The sequence below is a fragment of the Alteromonas sp. B31-7 genome, from assembly GCF_015767655.1.
GTDB classification, from domain to species: domain Bacteria; phylum Pseudomonadota; class Gammaproteobacteria; order Enterobacterales; family Alteromonadaceae; genus Alteromonas; species Alteromonas australica.
On the sequence record NZ_CP065233.1, the window covers coordinates 277910 to 296330 of the forward strand.

Genomic DNA, 18421 nt, shown 5'->3' on the forward strand with positions numbered 1-18421 from the left:
AAGGATGTGATATGAACCTAAAGAAGTTAGCGATACCGCTTTTGTGTGTCACTACATTGTCTGCTTCATCTATGACTGTGGTTGCTTCGACCGCCGAGACTAACCAGCAAAGCCAGCAAACGGTAGATTTCGAATGGCTTTTTCAGCAAGGTGCTTTCGAAAAAATTATTGAGGCACTTAGCGAAATAAAAAATAAAACACCCGAACAACACAACATGCTTGTTTCTGCACTTATGAACACGGATTTAGATGATGCAGAAGAGGCATCAGAGCGCTTTATAAGAGCCTACTCTAATGACTATAGGGCGTATCATACCCATGCAAGCGTCATGGGGGCGCAAGCTTCAAGCAGTATTTTTTCTGCTTTAGGTTATGCAAAAAAAGCCAAGCAGAGCCTAGAACAAGCGGTTGAAATAGCCCCCGATGAAATTGCTGTTTATCAAGCACTAATGCAATTACATCTTATGGCGCCTTCTATCGCCGGTGGCGACATTGATGAGGCAAAAAAACTCGCGCAACATATTGCAACACTGGACGACATTGAAGGGCAATTTGCTTTAGCAAAAGTGTACTTAGAAGATGACCAAGAAGGTGAAGCGAAAACACTCTACGCCCCTTTATTGGAAAGGGACGATACGCAAATACGCGCCCGTTTTGAACTTGGGAATTACTACTTAACTGACGAGCAGTTTCAGGCGTCCTATGACATTCTGCTCCCCCTTTCTGCTATGCAGGTGCCTGTCGTTGATAAAGCGGATAACGAGCAGTGGGATAAGTACGAAGAAAGCATGAGCCGGCTGCTGTATGGCAAATACCGACTAGGCCAAGTTGCGGTTAAAAGTGGTCAATATACGCAAGAGGGTATTCAGGCCCTTAAACGTTATCTGCAAGAGTATGACGATACCACCATCGACACCCAAAGCCTTCCCACACCGAGTTGGGCTAAGTTACGTTTAGCTGAATTACTGCTTAACGCCAACGCGCTAAGTGAGGCCGAAGACCTCATAAAGCAAATTGGCGAAGATGACGACAAGAACTTTTCGAAAATTCTTAAACAACTCAAAAAAGAGTTAAAAAAACGAGCGGCGGTGTAATACCGCACAGCTCGCTTACTCGCATTTTCCTTAGGCAGCGCTTAGAAAGCCATAGCGTTTAGAAAACTACAGGGCTTTAACAGTATAAATCAGGGCTGTCTGTGGGAAGAGTACCGGCAGCTGCATACCGTATTGCATCAATACTTCGCCAGAGAATACGTGCCCTTCGGTTTGTTGCAAAATAGACGGTGTGTATTCTTTTAGCTTCTCAGGCCATACACGCTCAATGGTGTATTGCTTATTAGCATCGAGACCTGCGAAGTAGAAACGGTTCGGCGTAGTGCGTACGGTTTCTGTAACACTATTATAAGCAAAAATGCCTTCCTGTTTGTCTTTAGACACATAACCAAATTTCACATTCATGCCGTCATCGTCCATGCGGAATAGGTCGCCGCCGTGGGTAATATGACGATATTTCTTATAAAGCGAAATGGCATCGGTTAACACTTTTTGTTCGTGCTCTGTTAGTTCACGTGGGTCCATTTCTATACCCATATGCCCAAACAACGCTACTGCTGAACGAATTTCAATAGGTAGGTTTCGCCCGGTAATGTGACAGTCACGTGGGCCCACATGCGCGCCCATCACTTCAGATGGGAAGAAATAAGAACAACCCCGCTGAATGTAAAGGCGATCGAGTGCGTCGTTTGAATCAGACGTCCAGAATCGGTCTGTGTGAGGTAATATCCCTAGATCTACGCGACCACCACCAGAGCAGCAACTTTCAATTTCAACACCAGAATGCGCGGCTTTTACACGGTCAATCAGGCCATACAGCGCAGCCATTTGACCATGCATTGCGGGTTTCCCTTGTAGGTTGCCCGGGTGGTTTACGTCGCGGTTCATGTCCCATTTGATGTAGCTGATTTTTGGGTACGCTTTTAGTACGTCGGTAATAACCTTATACAGGTATTCCACGACCTCAGGGTTGGTTAAATCTAAAACGTATTGATTTCGGAAGGGAACATGGGGGTTGTTCTCAGTTTGTAGCGCCCATTCAGGATGCGCGCGATACAAGTCGCTATCAGGGTTAACCATTTCTGGCTCAAACCAAATGCCGAATTCCATGCCAAGGCCAGTAACATGGTCGATTAGCCCATCTAAGCCTTGAGGATAAATGGTTTCGTCAACAAACCAATCACCTAAGCCTGCTTTGTCGTGTCGACGGCCTTTGAACCAACCATCGTCCAACACAAAGCGCTCAATGCCTAGCGGCGCTACTTTATTAGCAAGTGCCTTTAATGTGTCTTCGTCATGGTCAAAGTAGATGCCTTCCCAGGTATTGTAGTGCACAGGACGGGGTTTAGACTCTGCGCTATGGCTCAGTACTTTGCTGCGAATAAAGTTGTGGAATTGCTGAGATAGAGACGAGAAGCCTTGGTCCCCGTAGCCTACATATAATACCGGAGAGGTATAACTGTCTCCCGATTGCAATACCACTTCACCTGGAAACAGGAGTTCACCAAACTGCACGTAGCTTCTTCCATCAGCCATCAACTCTGCGCGCAATTTGTGGTTGGCTGACGCGCCTAGGTGAAAACCAAAACATTCACCTAGAAGTTCACCTGTATGTTGTGGGAATGCAATTAAACCGGGAAAGGTGTCGTGGGAGGTTTTACCTCGACGGTTTTCTCGTACATAGCTTCCGAAGAATAAGTCATGATCTTTGGTTTGGAATTCAGCAGACCAACGACCTTCGAAAGTTTTAATTTTACTAACCGTAGTGGGAAGTGGAAGGCTTGCTGCATTCAGGTAGTTGAGGTTTAGCGCGCTGCTGCCAGTGTTTTCAACACGAGATACATATTTAACCACACTGGTATCTGTATCGAGTTCCGCCGTTGTAATAAGGCGCATACCGCGGTGCGCATCTTCAGCAATGAAGGACACCGATTGACCGTCTTGGTTTATGTTCACCAAACTAAAGCCTGCTGACCATTGATCTGCATCGCCAGATATTTCTAGCCCGGGCTGACCGGTCCACCCTTCACCATGGGTAGGAACCAGCGTGACGGGCGGCTCGATAACGGGGGCGCATTTTGCTTCTTGGCGAGTATTTAAAACGCTAAGCATTTCTGGCGTGGTGGCCTCACTTAGGGTCGCCCCATAATAAATCACCTTTGGCATTCTGCCTGTGCAATCGAAGGTAAGTGAAACCTGTGAATTCTTTAAACTAACAAACTGGGGTAATGAAGACATATGCTCCTCGCGTTAATTGCGCCGCCTATAAGTGTGGCGGTCATGTATAACATAGATAATACGGTTAATTAAGATTTGCGCTAGTTCGCTTACATGCTTTGGGTTAAACGTTTACATTTTTGAGATTAGTCACTGCTTAAATTTAATCTTTCGCCAGTTTTAAACTCACTTTCACTGCGCTGTTCTCGTGGTGTTGGCTCAGTTGTACTAGGCGATTGTATTGCCTTAACGACAGCATCATTGCGTGAATGGCAATCAGCACGCCTTGTTCGTGTAATTCCATGACGGTATCTTTTTCCAATTCGGCTAGACGGGTTTCATCTATGGTAAGCAGGTCATTTGAGACGACTTCTTGCCCATCTTGTAAGGTGAGTGTGGTTGAAAGGGGCGTGAGTAAATTCAGATTTGCGATTATCTCTATAAACGCCTTCGCCTGTTGTTGGCCAGATACTAAGTTTGACAGAATACTTTGATAGTGTTTCAGCAAGCTGGTTGGCTGACCATCGGAAGAAAATAGGCGGGTGGAAGGCGTCGCTTGCTGGCTCACTCTCTCATCGGCGTCATTGATGAGTACCCTTAATGATTGGTTGTCTAGGGCGTAATTAAAAGGATGCGATTGAATACTTAAAGGAATCGCATGGCCTAGCCACTGCGCTTTCCCACAAAATAAATTATCAAAAGGCGCCATGCCCACCACAGCAGCTAAAGTGTACTCTGGCTTTGTGTCATTCACGATGACAATAGGCATGCAGCCGCTTAAACTGGCTATTTCGTTAAAGCCTATAGTAACCAAGTTAAATGCACGGGCATGAGAAAAACCAGGGTCCTGTGTAATGCCCGTATCTTTATGCTGTTGCGTATCTAGAGTGACGTAAGAAGGTCGTGTCATAACTGCTCACTAAGATTGGAAAAAGCTTTCAACTAACCCTCGATGGGAAGGAAGACGCTCTTTTAGTTGGCCAATGAGTGTTTGGTTTAATTGCCCTTGTTTCGTGGCAAAGTTGTGGTGCTTTAGCGAGCGTTCTGTGGTGCTCATATCCCAATTGAAATCGGTTTTAGGCCCCATACCATACAATATGTAGCGGTAACTCTGTGCACTAAACGCTTCGTTTGCTTGAGGAAAATCACTGTCGAGTATAGGCCGATAGCGCCATTCTTCAAGCAAGTCTGCCAATCGTTCGGGAATACTTCCTCGCTGTTTATTGTCTTGCCAAAATGCTTCGGGCCGGTTGCTCAAAACGTAATGGAGTTTTAAAAATTCGATGGTGCGTTCCCACAAATAAGTCAACCGGCTATTAAAACGCTGGCTGACCTTCGACATTATTGTCGTATTGGCCGGTAGCTGCTCGGCCAGTAGCATTGCACTTTGCTCAATTAGCATTAGTGACGAGGCTTCAAGGGGTTCTAAAAATCCGCTAGACAGGCCAATGGCTACACAGTTGTTGTGCCAAAACGTTTCTCGATAGCCTGTTTTGAATTGAATTTCCCTAAATGCATCCGGGGTAGCCATAGAAGGGGCTACTTGAGACAAATAGCGAGAGAGCGTGTCCGCTGCGCGATCTACATCTTGGTGCTCTCGAGAAAATACATAACCTGTGCCCCGCCGGTGTTGTAAGCCAATATCCCAAATCCAGCCTGCTTCTTGCGCCGTTGAAAGAGTATGACACGGGATAGGGGCGGTCTCGTTTTCAAAAGGGGCCTGACACACTAAAGCGCTGTTGGCAAATAGGTGATGGCTGGCGTCTTTTAGTTTAACGCCTAATGCTTTGTTAATGAGCAGCCCAGAAAAACCAGAGCAATCAACAAATAGGTCACCCTCTATCTTTCCCGATTGCTGGGTCTGTAAACTTACAATTCCCGCTTCAGGTGAATCTGCTTGGGTATTAACCTGTGTCACTTTATCAACAAGGTGGGTCACACCCAGTCGATTTACACAATGGCGTCGTAGTAACGAAATAAACTGCCCAGCATCTAGATGATACCCATAGTTGGCAGTAAAACTTTGTTTACCATTTGCCGTTAACTTAGGCGCAAGCCCTGCGTCACACAATGCGGGCTGAAAACATACATCTTGCGCATAGTGGCTGTGTGTTTGTGCCGTGGTTAACCAGTACGGGGTGATATCTAACGTAGCAGAACCTTGCGGTGCGCTAAAAGGGTGATAATAACTGTTGTCTTGATTGCGCCCGTTATCGCTATACCAATTCACAAACTTACTGGCCTGCTTAAACGTGGCGCTGGCTTGGGTAACGAGTTCAGCCTCTGAAATACCTATGGTCGCCAGCGTGCGGCGCATAGTAGGCCAAGTGCCTTCCCCCACCCCAATAGGCGGAACAGCATCAGATTCAATAACGGTAACGGATAAGCGTTGCCCGTTATTGTCCGCACCACTGTGAGTAGCGGCAAGCAGACCGGCAGTTAACCAACCCGCTGTGCCACCACCCACAATGACAATGCGATTAACCTCACTCATTATGTATTAGCCTATGTCAAAACCTGTGAATGCCCGCTTATTGGGCGGCGGAGTCTTCATCAATAAGTCGACCTCGCCATTGCGCACTTTGTTTGAAGACGACCTTGTTCAATATAAGTGCAAGCGCTATACAGCAAACAAGGGTGACTAGCATTAAATGAATATAGTGCAGGCCAAATGGTGCGTGTACAAAGCTAAAGTAAGCGTAAAGGAGCACACCGAAAATCACCGAGGCAATCCCCGCATTTGCATTCACGTTGTTAAACAGCAGCCCAACGATAAAGATAGACAATATAGGCATGCTTAATAAACCGAACAACTGTTGCAGTAGGTTAATGATGCTCTCTGCTTGCGCATAAACTGGCACCATAAGTAACGACACCACAGTAAGAAGAGCGGTAACGATGCCGCTCAATCTGGCAACGTTAGGCTTTTTGTCAACGTATGCTTCATGAATATCACACACATAAAGGGCCGTCGCTGAGTTTAAGTTACTGTTATAGGTTGTTAGTACAGCGGCGGCTAAGGCCGCGGCGAACACGCCAGATAACCAGTCTGGCAGTACATCGCCCACTAGCGTACCGTAAGCCGCATCGTTGATATCACCATACAGTTTAAAAGAGATAATTCCCGGCACCACAATAATGGTAGGGACGATGATAAAACGGATAATGGCTGCGGCGTAAACCCCTTTTTGAGCCTCTTTTAAGTTAGGTGCTGCCATAGCACGCTGTGTAATAACTTGGTTAGTACTCCAGTAAAAGGTTTGGATGAAAATCATACCGGTCAACAGCGTGTGCCATGGAAGGGGGGAGTCGTTATCGCCAATTAACGTAAGACGTTCAGCTGGTATGCCTGAAAAGTCAAAATCAATGGCAAACAGTGCAAGTACCACAACAACAATGGCCATGGTCAGCAATAAAATGCCGGAATAGGTATCTGACACGGCTACCGCACGTAAGCCACCGAATATGGCGTAAAATGCGCCAATAAGGGCAAATGCGGTGGCGACGTACATAAGAGGGATATCAACATTAAACATGTTGATCATGAACAGCGAACCTGAATAGATAACCGCTGGCATAAAAATGAAGCTGCTCCCTAGGAAGAAAAGCAAGCCAATTAAGGCGCGGATGTGCTTATTGTTATAGCGCATCTCTAGTAATTCTGTGGTGGTAGTACACTGATAATGGTAATACACGGGTAAAAACACCCGAGCCAAGATGATAAGACCTGCCACCGCGGCAAATTCCCACCATGCGAGTAATGCCATCTGATTACCATTCATGCCCACGAGTTGGTCGGTACTTAAGTTCGTTAATGTAATGGAGCCAGCAACAAATATCCAAGTAAGCCCACCGCCCGCGAGAAAATATTCTTTGTTTTCGCTCGCTTTACTATGGCCATGGCCACGACATTTCAGGTAGGTAAGCAAGCCGATGAGTGCGGTAATGAAAATAAAAACTAAAAGTTGGGTTAAGCTGCCAGACACGTAAAACTCCTCAGCAGTAAAAGACAAAAAGGGGGCAAGAGAGCCCCCTTTACTTTCTTCGTTTAATTAGAAGCTAGCACGCACACCTACAGCGTAACGTGAGCCATCAGCAACTTGCTGAACAAAATGTTCAGATAGACGGCCGCGACGGGTAAGCTCTTCATCAGTGATGTTAATACCTTCAAAGAACGCGGTGAAGGTTTCATTTACGTCGTAGCTTACACTCATGTCTACTTGGGTGTAAGTTTCCGTGAAGCGAGGTTCTGTGCCACCTAGCGAACTTACCGCTTCTTGCATAAAGGTTTCACGGTTGTTAAGCGCTACACGGGCTTGGAAAGCATCTTTTTCGTAGAACACCGTAATGTTCTGCGAGTTACCTAAGCCAGGTAGGCTAAACTCTGAATCTGAATCCACAATGGTGGCGTTGGCTTGAATACCAAAACCGTTTTCAAGTGTATGTAACCAAGCTAGCTCTAAACCATCAACCTCAAGGGTTTCACCATTACGTGGGCGAAGTACGCTAAATACATATTCACCGCTGTCGAGGAACAATGACTCATCAGCCGTATCCGACGAGATGAAATCTTCTACTTCCTTGTTGAACGCCGCGGCAGAGAAGTAGCTAGTGTCATCGTAGTACCATTCTAATGATACATCCCAGCTCGTTGCTTTATAAGGTTCAAGTTCCGTATTACCGGCTTGAGCTTGCAAGTTGCCTGGACGGGACACCGTCACGTTAAACACAGGTACTAAGTCGTCCATCATTGGGCGAGTCAGTGTTTGTGAGTACGCATAACGCAAGTACACATCGTCAGTCAGTTGTAGTTTAACGTTTACATTAGGCAGTAACGACGAATAGCTATTCGTTTCGTTAACCGGCTCACCTACTAATGTTTCATATACCACGTTCAAATCAGACGGATCGTTTGGAATTGGCTCAAGATCTTTCACCACTTGGCTGGTTCCGTCCACTGAGGTATCGGTTTGGCTGTAACGGAAGCCAAAGTTGATATCTAGCGGCATTTCAGACACTTCGGTAGAGAAATAGAATTGTGCATACGCACTAAGAATTTCTTCACTCACCACATAAGAATCATTGCTCGGCTGAGGATCGGCGATGTTAGTTGCATCTATAGCTTGGCGGACAGTTTCAAATTCTAGCCCTGTTGCATCAGCAATTTGCTGTACCGCTTCATCAGAGGTAGCGTAATCGAAAAAGGCTTCTGGGTCGTAAGTTAACCACTGATTTGGTACGCCACTGAAATAGTTTTCAGCAGTAAATACAGACAGTAACTCATCGGGGAAATCAAAGGTGTAACCACAGTAAATCTCACATCCAGAAGCAAATCGGCGTGTATTTGTTTTCTCGCGATCTTGGTAATAAATACCGAAGTCAGCTTTATAAAAAGCGTTGTCTGAATCAGGCACCCACGTGAAATCTGCGCGGTACTCTGAAATGGTATCTTCAGTGTCAAACCCATTTCTTTCGTTGTAGTGCATGCGACCTAACGATGGGTCTTGAAGGGCTGCGTCGCCGCCAGCAACCGTTAAGGTAGGTGTGGTACCTGAATAATCAACACTGTACTCGTTGTTATAACCGATAACCGTGAAGAAGTTGTCACCACCACTATTGTCTTCTGCTGTCGAGGTTGATACATCAATGGTGGCCGTTAAGTTATCATTAACTAGCCACTCGAAATTGGCACCAAACGCTTGAATTTCAACGTCACGGCCGTAACGACGACGGATAAAGTCAGTGGCGCCACCCACGCCGTCAACCACGGTACTTGTCACGCCAGTTAAGCTACCGTTGTCATTGAAAGTCATATCATCAAGGTTACTATCAGAGAACCAGTGCCCCACACTATGAGCATCCGAATCCACTTCAAACTTTGAATAGAGACCGTCTAGGGTTAGGGTCATGTCGTCATTCGGCGCATATTGAACAACCAAGTTACCCGACGTTCTTTCACGGTCCACAAGGTCAACAATTTGGTCGAAGTTTTGCGGAACATACACGCCGTTGTACTGGGCATTGTCCGCGTAATCTGGGTTATCTAACTGAGAACGATCAGTAATGCTCACTTCAGGACGCCAGTAACGAGTTTCTAGCATGTTCGTTTGTAGCTTACGTTGCTGGAACGACGCAGCGGCTAGCACACCTAACTTGCCGTCTAAGAAGGTATTCGTTACCAACCCTGATAGTTGCGGGGTGGTTTCTTCAGAAATATCTTCGTACATACCTTTAACGCTAGCTACAGCTTTAAAGCCGTCAAAGGCAAATGGGCGAGCGGTAGTCACTTCAACCGTAGAGCCGATACCGCCTTCTTGCATAGAAGCCAATGGGCTTTTATATACTTTCGCGCCGCTAATTAATTCTGCGGGTAATGTGTCGAAGCTAAATGCGCGACCTTGGTTTTCAGTCGCAATTTGGCGACCGTTAACGAGTACCGTGTTAAAATCGGGGCCGAATCCACGGACAGTGATATATTGACCCTCACCACCTGAACGGTCAATGGCAACACCTGTAATACGTTGAAGTGACTCTGCAACGTTTTGATCAGGGAACTTACCTAAGTCTTCAGCAGTAATACCATCATAAACCACATCGGATGCTTTTTTATCTAGCATCGAAGCTTTAAGTGAGCTGGTAAAACCTTTTACTTCGATGACTTCAACTTGGTCATCGGCAGTATTTGCTTCTTGAGCAAATGCCACAGGTGCGTGTAGAGCAGAGGCGATAGCCACTCCTAAAAGTGAGCGTCTCGCGATGGGGCCTAACTGTGATGTGTTAATTTTATGTGTCACTGTGTTTTCTCCGTGAGTAGGCTACGTTTTAACGTACTTTGCGTCAAAATTACGTTCTAAGTATGTGCGGATCAAGCCTTATTAACATTACTTTTACACATTTATTGCAGAATTTTTTAATTTATTATTCGTATCTATATGAAAATTAAGCAATTTACGTTTTAAGGTAAAAGGTGAAACGTTTACCTTAATTTTGATACTAACATAAAATTACATTGTAATGACAATGTTATAAAAAATATTTTCTTATAAAAAAAGCGTAGTCGATAACTACGCTTTATTAACAAATATGCTTAATTTAGCGGTTAACTGCAACGAATCCGCGCTACAGCGGCTTTCCAACCGTCGTAGGCAACATCTCTTTGCGCTTTGGAGAGGCGAGGGGTGAAAACGCTATCACTACGCCAACATCGGGTAAGATCGTCCACCGAATTAAAGATACCGGCTTGCAGGCCAGCTAAGAAGGCGGCACCTAACGCGGTGGTTTCGGTAATCTCCGGGCGTTCGACTTCGGCCCCTAGAATGTCAGATAAAAAGCCCATCACCCAATCGTTACGTGACATACCACCATCTACCCGAATTGTGGTGGGCCTTGCGCCATCGCTTTCCATGGCTTTTTGGAGATCTTTTGTTTGATAACAAACAGACTGAAGGCCAGCGGCAACAATTTCACTGATGCCTGTGTCGCGGGTTAACCCTAAAATGGCACCACGGGCGTCAGGATCCCAATAAGGGGCACCAAGGCCTGTGAACGCAGGCACTAAAAACACCCCATTATCTTGCCTGGCACGTTGAGCCAGTGCTTCTGATTCTGCGGCATCGTCAATCAGTTTGAGTCCATCTCTTAGCCATTGCACTGTGGCACCGGCCATAAAGATGCTGCCCTCTAGAGCGTAGGTGGTTTTCCCATTGAGTCGATAGCCGACGGTGGTAAGCAAGCGATTTTTCGACTGCAGCGGTTTATCACCGGTGTTTAAGATCATAAAGCAACCTGTGCCGTAGGTGCTTTTTGCCATGCCTTTTCCAAAACATGCCTGCCCGACTAAAGCCGATTGCTGATCGCCAGCCACGCCCTGTATTGGTATCGCTTTACCGAGTAAGGTTTCATCTACCGTACCGAAATCGGCGGCACAGTCCATAACGTCCGGCAACATAGCTTTGGGAATATTAAAAGCCGCAAGCAGTTTATCGTCCCAGCATTGCTGGTTTATATTAAACAACATGGTGCGAGAGGCATTAGTGGCATCGGTTTTATGAGCTTGACCATTGGTAAGACGCCATATTAAGAAGGTGTCAACGGTGCCGAATAAAAGCTCGCCGTTGTCGGCTTGTGCTCTCGCGCCTTCTACATTATCCAGTATCCAGGCAATTTTGGTGGCAGAAAAATAAGGGTCAAGTAACAAGCCTGTCGACTCAGTAATATGCTCGACCAAGCTTTCATCTTCGCTAAGTTGTCGGCATTGCTCTGCTGTTCGTCTGTCTTGCCATACAATGGCGGGGTAAATGGGCTTGCCGGTGGACTTATTCCAAACTAACGTGGTTTCTCTTTGATTCGTTATCCCTATAGAAGCAATATCTGCCGGTGACAAGGCACATTTGTCAAATACGGTGTTTAATGTGGTTTTCACGCTTTCCCATATTTCTTCAGGATCATGTTCTACCCATCCATCTTTCGGGTATTTTTGCGAAAACTCTTGTTGCGCAATAGCAACAATAGCGCCCTTAGGCGAAAAAATAATACTGCGTGAGCTGGTTGTGCCTTGGTCAATGGCAAGAATATGTTGTCCCATGAGGTCACTCCAAGAGAAAATTTTCATAGAGTTTGCATCATTTACACCCGTTTAACAATGCTATGTTTTCGAAAACGAACATTTTCATGTTCGATTTTACATGGGAACTTCATAAATAACGCCGTATACTACGCGTAAATTCGAATGAAAAAGTAAAAGGCAAACAGAATGAACCAAACGCAAAGACACGAAAAAATCGTAAATTTAGTGAAGCAGCACGGTTTTATGTCTATTGATGATTTGGTCTCTGCGTGTGATGTCACGCCGCAAACCATTCGAAGAGATTTAAATCAATTGGCTGACAATGGCGTGATAAGTCGGTTTCATGGCGGTGCGGGATTAAACAAAAGCTGGGAAAACACCCCCTATCAGGAACGTAAAACCCAAAATAGCGCGGTAAAAGAACGTATTGCCGAAGCGGTGGCTGCCATGATCCCCGATGGGGCATCTTTGTTCATTAATATTGGTACGACAACAGAACTTATCGCTAAAAAGCTCCTCAATCATAAGAATCTTCATGTTGTGACTAATAATATCCACGTAGCCACCATCCTATCTGCGAAAGAAGACTTCTCAGTCATTATCGCGGCTGGAGAAGTACGCTATAGAGATGGGGGCATTATAGGTGAAGCCACCTGCGACTTTATCAGTCAGTTTAGAATGGACTACGGCATTATAGGTATCAGTGGCATTAGCGCGGATGGCGCACTCCTTGATTTCGACTTTCGTGAGGTGAAAGTTTCACAAGCAATTCTAGAGCACACACAACACGTTATTCTTGCCGCAGACTACAGTAAGTTTGAGCGCCGCGCCATGGTTGAACAAGGTCACATTTCACAAGTTGATTGTCTTGTTTGTGACAAAACTCCCCCGCAAAGTATTAATAAAATCATCAAAGAAAACAATATTACCTTTGTCAAAGCCTAAGCTAATTTTGACACCTTGCTGGTGGCAAATCTTGTTCTTGTGACGATAAAGGCACAGTACATTGTAAAGGGTTAATAAATTTTCATTAATGTTCGCTTGTGTTCGTTTTATGTTGACATATGTTCTTTTTGGCGGTCAAATAGCCAGCATATCCAGTGAGCCACAAGAGCATGAAGATGACACAAGAAAATAACAATCCCCCCCAAGCCGTTGACGTACTCGTTATTGGCGGCGGCGTAAACGGCGTGGGTGTAGCGTTAGACGCAGCTGGGCGAGGGCTAACCGTTGCCTTGTGCGAAAAGGGTGATTTAGGTGGCGCAACCTCATCATCTAGCAGCAAGTTAATTCATGGTGGCTTGCGGTATCTGGAGCATTATGAGTTTCGCCTTGTCAAAGAAGCGTTGGCAGAGCGGGAAGTATTATTGAAAAAAGCCCCTCATATTATGTGGCCGTTACGTTTCAGATTGCCTCATCAAAAACACCTAAGACCCGCTTGGATGATTCGTATTGGCCTGTTCTTGTACGACTCGCTAGCAAAGCGAAATATGCTGCCACGATCGAAGAAGCTTTCTACCACGCCCGATGGCCCCCTAGATGAATCTATCTCAACGTGTTTTGAGTACTCAGACGGCTGGGTCGATGACGCTCGGTTGGTGGTATTAAATGCGTTGGCCGCGCAAGATCAAGGGGCTAAGATTTTCGCCAGAACAGAATGTTTGCATGCGCAAAAGCATGAGAATCATTGGCTAGTCACTTTACGTAACTGTGAAGGGAAAACGTTTACAGTTCAGGCTCGTTCGCTGGTGAATGCAGCGGGGCCGTGGGCGGTTTCATTGTTAGATAGACTTTCTGACATTAAAAATCCTAATGCCATGCGCATGGTAAAAGGCAGTCATTTTATCGTGCCAAGGCTTTATGAGTCAGAAGAAGCTTATATTCTGCAAAATAAAGACGGCAGAATAGTGTTCGTTATTCCCTATGAAGACGATTTTTCATTAGTGGGCACCACGGACGAAAACTACACGGGTGACCCGTCAGCGGCGTCAATTTCTGATGCCGAAACTAAATACCTCATCGACGTGGTGAACACCTATTTTAAAACCAAAATCGGTGAAAAAGACATTGTGCATAGCTACAGCGGTGTCAGGCCTTTGTTAGAAGAAGCAAATGCCTCGGCACAGGAGCTTACCCGAGATTACAAAGTTGAGCTGATTGGCGAAAAGGACGCTCCCATACTACTGAATATTTTCGGTGGCAAAATCACAACCTATCGTAAACTTGCTGAGCACGCGGTAGATAAGCTGTGTACATTGTTTCCCAGAGCAGGGAAAGCATGGACAAAAGAGGTGCCGCTGCCCGGTGGCGCGTTTGAGAACCAGGAAACACTTTGCGCAAACCTTGAAGCACAATACCCGTGGTTACCTGAAGCCGCTAGAGTGCGATATGTTCGTCAGTACGGGCTATTGTGTAGCAAGTTTTTGAAAGGCAAACAAACATTGAGCGATTTGGGTGAAGACTTCGGTGCACATCTTTATCAAGCCGAAGTCGATTACCTAATTCAATACGAATGGGCCTATACCCTCGATGACATTATTTGGCGTAGGACTAAACAAGGGTTAAGGCTAACTGAAGCGCAAAAGCAAAGATTACAGACTTATGTGTCTGAAAAAGTGAGCTCAAACCTAGTGCAAGATACGTTTAAAGTATCAGCATAAATAGTGTGTAAGGAGCAAAACCCTAAACAGGAAAACAAGGATGCACAGTGAAAGAGATAATACTGGTGAGGCATGGAAAGCCCGCCTCGGCCCACAATCAAAAAGTTAATGCTGTTGATTACGCTAAATGGGTTAGAAATTACAATAAATCTGAACTAGACCCGAATAGCCAACCACGTAAAAAAGTGTGCCTGGAAAATAGCTACATAGGCGTGAGTCCGCTGCATCGTGCAAAATGCTCTGCTGCGCATTATGGCGCATCTCACATACATGAAGAGCTTGCTGATTTACGTGAAATGGATATTCCCTATTACCATTTACCTTTCACGCTAAAAGCGTGGCATTGGGTGGTGATTTCACGCGCCTTGTGGTTTCTGGGCAGAAAAGGGCGGTTTGAGCGTTTTACCGACGCCAAACAACGGGTTGAAAGGTTAGCTGTGTACCTAGACACATTGTCGAAGCAAGAACCTCGCATTGTCCTCTTTGGCCACGGTATGGCCCATTATTTTCTACGTAAATCCCTTGTAAAGCAGAAATGGCGTATAACAGAAAAAGACGGGGAATTCTGGGGCGTCACGCGTTTAGAGAAAATGTAACAGCCTAAAAACCCGTCTTGTAAAATCTCTTGAACGGCTTCTTTAAAGCCTTTGAAGGATTTCGCTATAATTTTTTTCATTTAGCAGTAATATGAGGCATGAAAACAAGGATAACAATCATGCGTCGTGCCAAGTCAAAGAAAACGCCCGCCAGTTTCTGGGGCACACTGTTAAAAGTATTGGTTATTGTCATTTTTGCGGCGTCACTTTTGCTGGCAATCAAAACACTGAATACCGCGGATGAAGACACGAGTCATGGGGCCTTTATTCAGTATCAACAGCGCTTTGAAGAGCACGTGACAGCGGCCCACTGGAAATGGCGAGCGGTGCAACCTGCCACAATGATTATGCTGGTGCATTACGATAGTAACGGCCAAGAAACAAACAGAAGCCCAGTAAAAATGAGTGCCAAGGGGTGGCCGGCGGCAGAGCAATCAAGCTTAGGTTGTAAGAAGATTTGGGCTGCATTAGTCGCACTTCCCTTACAGGTTGACGGTTTTAATATTCGTGCCGACTACTTTGCACCTGATGGGAACGATGAGGAAAGGTACTGGTGTCGCTATAGCTTAACGTCTGGCCCATACTTCGACTATTTCCCAGAGCGGGGCGATGTTGTCGCTTCTGAAAAATAAATACAGTAAGTTGAACTTTTAAAAGAGATAATTGTCTTCCTTCGGTTGGGTGATAGAAGACCTTATAAGTGCAACTAAGCACGGATAACTTGCATATGCGAACGGGGAAGCGGCACAAGGTAATTTATTTTGCACTAAGCCGATGCATCACTTGCCCAAATATGCCCCCATTGTTAAAGTGTGCGGATAAATATCGACTTCACGTTAAAGCGTCGTCATCTCACCTTTGCTAACACGCGTTAACACAGTAACAGGAATACACTTTTCATGTTTAAAAAGCTTCGAGGCATGTTCTCTAATGATCTGTCCATCGACCTCGGAACAGCTAACACGCTGATTTACGTCAAAGACCAGGGCATTGTACTAAACGAACCATCTGTTGTGGCTATTCGCCAAGAGCGCGCTGCAGGGCCCAAAAGTGTGGCTGCTGTGGGTGCTGAAGCGAAACGGATGCTGGGTAGAACACCCGGAAATATCCGCGCCATTCGACCAATGAAAGATGGCGTCATCGCTGACTTTTATGTTACAGAGAAAATGCTTCAGCATTTTATTAAACAGGTTCACGATAACAATTTTCTACGTCCAAGCCCTCGCGTGCTTGTGTGCGTGCCATGTGGTTCAACACAGGTAGAACGTCGTGCCATTAAAGAGTCAGCACTGGGTGCTGGCGCGCGCGAAGTGTACTTGATTGACGAACCTATGGCGGCGGCTATTGGTGCTGGGTTGCCTGTTTCAGAAGCTACAGGTTCCATGGTTGTTGATATCGGTGGTGGTACCACTGAAGTGGCTATCATTTCACTTAATGGCGTGGTTTACTCGTCTTCCGTACGTATTGGCGGCGACAAATTTGACGAAGCCATTATTAACTATATTCGTCGTAACTTTGGCTCACTAATTGGTGAAGCTACTGCCGAACGTATCAAGCATGAAATTGGCGCCGCTTATCCCGGTGAAGAAGTGCGTGAAATAGAAGTCCGTGGACGAAACCTTGCGGAAGGTGTACCCCGTGGTTTCACACTCAATTCCAATGAAATTCTTGAGGCGTTGCAAGAGCCGCTAACAGGTATTGTGTCAGCGGTAATGGTGGCACTAGAGCAATCTCCTCCAGAACTTGCGTCTGATATTTCAGAGCGCGGCATGGTGCTCACGGGTGGTGGTGCTTTACTGAAAGATCTCGATAGACTCTTGATGGAAGAAACCGGGATCCCTGTTGTGATTGCCGACGATCCTTTAACTTGTGTAGCACGTGGCGGTGGTAAGGCTTTCGATATGATTGACCTGCACGGTGGCGACCTGTTTAGTTACGAGTAAGCAGGAAAGGCAACCTTCAAGGTTGCCTTATTTGTATCATGGATACTATATTCACACGCGGCCCTTCATTAAATAACCGATTAGCACTGGCACTGGTTTTGTCTGTGCTACTTATTTTCGTGGATCATAAGCTTGATGGCTTTAAATCCAGTCGTGTTTATCTCAATTCCCTCATGAGCCCCATTCAGTACTTAGCCAACTTACCAGGGCTAATGTTGAGCGAGAGTGCTCAGCGCCTTACTTCTCAAGAAGACCTGCTAGAAGAAAACGACCAATTGACCAACCAATTGCTGTTAATGAGTGAAAAGTTACAGCAATACGAGGTGTTGGAGCAAGAAAACAAACAATTGCGTGAGCTTCTATCTGCACCCGTTAGAACCGATGCTCGAAAAATGGTCGCTGAACTCATGGCGGTAGATAAAAACCCCTACAGTCAACAAGTGGTCATCAACAAAGGCGCCATTGATGGGGTGTATTTGTCACAACCGGTGATTGATGACAGAGGCATTATTGGCCAAGTTACGGAAGTGGGTTCTACCAACAGTCGGGTGTTGCTTATCGCTGATGTAACGCACGCTATACCTGTGCGCTCATTAAGAAATAATATTCGCTTTATTGCGACGGGTAGCGGTGTGTTGTCAGAACTGTATTTAGAACACGTCCCGCATAGTGTAGATGTTCAAGAAGGCGATGTGCTGGTGTCGTCAGGGTTAGGCAAAGTTTTTCCTGAAGGCTATCCCGTTGCCCGTGTAACCGCTGTGGTTCGAGACGAAAGCCGACCATTTGCCCGCGTAACCGCTGAGCCTTTAGCCCGCTTGGACCGTCTCAAATACTTACTTTTATTGTGGGCTGATAATCTTACACCTAGCAATGCAGAAGTGAATGAGGAATTCGCCAATGATTCGTAAACGTCATTCTGTCATCGTTAGCAGCTTAATTATCGCCTTAGTGCTGCAAATTGTGCCACTGCCTATACAAGTTGACCTGTACCGCCCAGATTGGGTATTGGTGGTGTTATCTTACTGGTGTATGGCGTTGCCTCACCGAGTGAATGTTGGCATTGCATTTGTGACAGGTATTGCTGTGGACATTCTCGTTGGCACAACCTTGGGTATTCATAGCCTTGGGCTATCTATCTGTGTGTACATTTTAGCGGCCAATTATCAACGGCTTAGAAACTATTCTGTGTGGCAACAAGCCATTGTTATTGGCTTACTGTCGTCTCTTTATCACTTGCTCACGTTTTGGGTGCAACATCTTCTTACTGACATTTACTTTCAAGTCGATTACCTGTGGCCTGTGCTTACATCAATGGTGATATGGCCGTGGGTGTTTTGGTTGTTGCGTAAGACCCGCCGACAATTGTCTATTACCTAGAAGAGGATAA

14 protein-coding genes are annotated in these 18421 nt (G+C 45.8%); 8 read left to right on the plus strand and 6 right to left on the minus strand.

The window, feature by feature from the left end:
* The first annotated feature begins 11 nt into the window (after positions 1-11).
* Positions 12-1094, plus strand: a complete 1083-nt coding sequence (locus IUA53_RS01175; protein ID WP_196898028.1) for a tetratricopeptide repeat protein — start codon at positions 12-14, stop codon at positions 1092-1094.
* A 66-nt stretch (positions 1095-1160) separates the two neighbouring features.
* Here IUA53_RS01175 and IUA53_RS01180 read toward each other — a convergent pair whose 3' ends face one another.
* The 6 genes from IUA53_RS01180 to glpK all read right to left on the minus strand — a co-directional run bounded on the left by IUA53_RS01180 (position 1161) and on the right by glpK (position 11853).
* A complete protein-coding gene (locus tag IUA53_RS01180; RefSeq protein ID WP_196898030.1) occupies positions 1161-3290 on the minus strand; it encodes an alpha-galactosidase in 2130 nt (709 codons plus the stop codon).
* A 142-nt stretch (positions 3291-3432) separates the two neighbouring features.
* Positions 3433-4179: a SapC family protein gene (locus tag IUA53_RS01185; RefSeq protein WP_196898032.1), complete on the minus strand. Its 747-nt coding sequence runs from the start codon at positions 4177-4179 to the stop codon at positions 3433-3435.
* A gap of 9 nt (positions 4180-4188) precedes the next feature.
* A complete protein-coding gene (locus IUA53_RS01190; RefSeq protein ID WP_231401230.1) occupies positions 4189-5763 on the minus strand; it encodes a tryptophan halogenase family protein in 1575 nt (524 codons plus the stop codon).
* Positions 5764-5800: 37 nt separating this feature from the next.
* Complete coding sequence (locus tag IUA53_RS01195; RefSeq protein ID WP_044055592.1) at positions 5801-7255, minus strand: SLC5 family protein; 1455 nt, start codon at positions 7253-7255, stop codon at positions 5801-5803.
* Positions 7256-7321: 66 nt separating this feature from the next.
* Positions 7322-10063 carry a TonB-dependent receptor gene (locus IUA53_RS01200; protein WP_196898034.1) on the minus strand — a complete coding sequence of 914 codons (2742 nt, stop codon included), beginning with the start codon at positions 10061-10063 and terminating at the stop codon, positions 7322-7324.
* 305 nt (positions 10064-10368) lie between these two features.
* Positions 10369-11853 (minus strand): glycerol kinase GlpK, encoded by a 1485-nt coding sequence (gene glpK, locus IUA53_RS01205; protein WP_196898036.1) that lies wholly within the window; start codon positions 11851-11853, stop codon positions 10369-10371.
* 168 nt (positions 11854-12021) lie between these two features.
* On the opposite strand from glpK, the gene IUA53_RS01210 reads away from it, so the two are divergent.
* The 7 genes from IUA53_RS01210 (at position 12022) to mreD (ending at position 18411) form a co-directional block, all read left to right on the plus strand.
* Complete coding sequence (locus IUA53_RS01210; RefSeq protein WP_044055595.1) at positions 12022-12780, plus strand: DeoR/GlpR family transcriptional regulator; 759 nt, start codon at positions 12022-12024, stop codon at positions 12778-12780.
* Between the two features lie 176 nt (positions 12781-12956).
* A complete protein-coding gene (glpD, locus tag IUA53_RS01215; protein WP_196898038.1) occupies positions 12957-14495 on the plus strand; it encodes a glycerol-3-phosphate dehydrogenase in 1539 nt (512 codons plus the stop codon).
* 47 nt (positions 14496-14542) lie between these two features.
* Positions 14543-15091, plus strand: a complete 549-nt coding sequence (locus tag IUA53_RS01220; RefSeq protein WP_196898040.1) for a phosphoglycerate mutase family protein — start codon at positions 14543-14545, stop codon at positions 15089-15091.
* Between the two features lie 119 nt (positions 15092-15210).
* Positions 15211-15723, plus strand: coding sequence for a hypothetical protein (locus IUA53_RS01225; protein ID WP_044055599.1), 513 nt, complete (start codon positions 15211-15213; stop codon positions 15721-15723).
* Between the two features lie 267 nt (positions 15724-15990).
* A complete protein-coding gene (locus IUA53_RS01230) occupies positions 15991-17034 on the plus strand; it encodes a rod shape-determining protein (protein WP_014947909.1) in 1044 nt (347 codons plus the stop codon).
* Between the two features lie 38 nt (positions 17035-17072).
* Positions 17073-17942, plus strand: coding sequence for a rod shape-determining protein MreC (gene mreC, locus IUA53_RS01235; protein ID WP_044055600.1), 870 nt, complete (start codon positions 17073-17075; stop codon positions 17940-17942).
* A complete protein-coding gene (mreD, locus tag IUA53_RS01240) occupies positions 17935-18411 on the plus strand; it encodes a rod shape-determining protein MreD (RefSeq protein WP_044058653.1) in 477 nt (158 codons plus the stop codon). Before mreC ends, mreD begins: the two co-directional genes overlap by 8 nt.
* Positions 18412-18421 lie beyond the last annotated feature (10 nt).